Origin of the sequence: Mesorhizobium sp. M7A.F.Ca.CA.002.15.2.1 (assembly GCF_003998715.1) — a bacterium.
Classification (GTDB): Bacteria; Pseudomonadota; Alphaproteobacteria; order Rhizobiales; family Rhizobiaceae; genus Mesorhizobium; species Mesorhizobium ciceri.
In genome coordinates this window covers 1-1,049 of the sequence record NZ_RZPI01001086.1, presented here as the reverse complement: position 1 = coordinate 1,049, position 1,049 = coordinate 1, and the positions used below count along the sequence as shown (strand labels likewise).

The window sequence follows — 1,049 nt, the reverse complement described above, 5'->3', positions numbered from 1 at the left end:
ATGCAGCGACAGCCGTCCCTTGCCTTCGAGAATCGAGACGCAGGGAAAGGTTCTGAGGTTGGCGATGGAATAGCGGATCGAGATGCGCTCCAGCGCGGTCTGGCGCTCCGAGGCGGTCATGAAGGTGCTGGAGGAGACGGTTTCGGCCGCCGGCGCGATCAGGCTCATCCACTTGCCGATGAAGTCGCCCGGCGACAGCGGCGCGGAATTGCTGTCGAGCGCCGCCCGGATGCCGCCGCAGCGGCCATGGCCCATGACGACGATGTTCTTGACCTTGAGGCTCTGTACGGCGAATTCAAGCGCCGCCGAGGTCGAATGGAACTCGCCGTCGGGTGCATAGGGCGGCACCAGATTGCCGACATTGCGCAGAACGAAGAGTTCGCCCGGCCCAGCGTCGAAGATCGCCTCGGGCGCCGAACGCGAATCGCAGCAGGCGACGATCATCGTCTCCGGCGCCTGGCCTTCGCGAGCGAGATCGCGATAGCGCCCGCTCTCTGTGAGATAGCGGCCATTCATGAAATTGCGATAGCCGGCGAGAAGATGTTCAGGGAGATGGGACATGGGCGGCGTCTGGAGCCTTTCCGGGTTGGATGCGGCAGCTCGTTGCGGTCTAGAGAGGCTCTAGCGGCAAAAGCCGGTCGCGAGCAATGCAGAATTATGAGGGCTGGCTAGAAATGCCATGCATCGAGCGCAACGGTGGCCAACAGCGTCACGCCCAGATGGCGACGGGAATGCCAAAGCTGTCGCGGCCCGGCGGGTCGGGAAACGGCCGCGCCTCGCCGCCGACGATGCGACCGGCGATCAGCGTCATCGCGGCTGCGTCGAGGAAGTCATCAGCGGCGGCACCGCGGGGCGGCGGCTGGTCGAGAAAGCCCTTATCATAGCCGAGCCGGCAGAGCAGCGCCTTGCGTTCCGCCATGCCGGCCGGATTGATGCTGCCCTTGATCTTCTTCGGCAGTTGCATGGCTTGATCGCCGTTCAAGCGGCAGAAAGCGACTTCCGGATGGGATTCGAACACGCGGCCGCGCAAATCGGGCCGCGCGATCAGC

Annotated in this window: 2 protein-coding genes; both read right to left on the bottom strand. The window is 64.5% G+C overall.

What is annotated here, in order from left to right; translation table 11 throughout:
* Window positions 1–561: carbonic anhydrase (locus tag ENZ74_RS32810; RefSeq protein ID WP_164761444.1), on the bottom strand; the 561-nt coding region annotated here is incomplete at its 3' end.
* Window positions 562–709: 148 nt separating this feature from the next.
* The coding region (locus ENZ74_RS32805; RefSeq protein WP_127313336.1) for a DUF429 domain-containing protein at window positions 710–1,049 on the bottom strand (340 nt) is incomplete at its 5' end.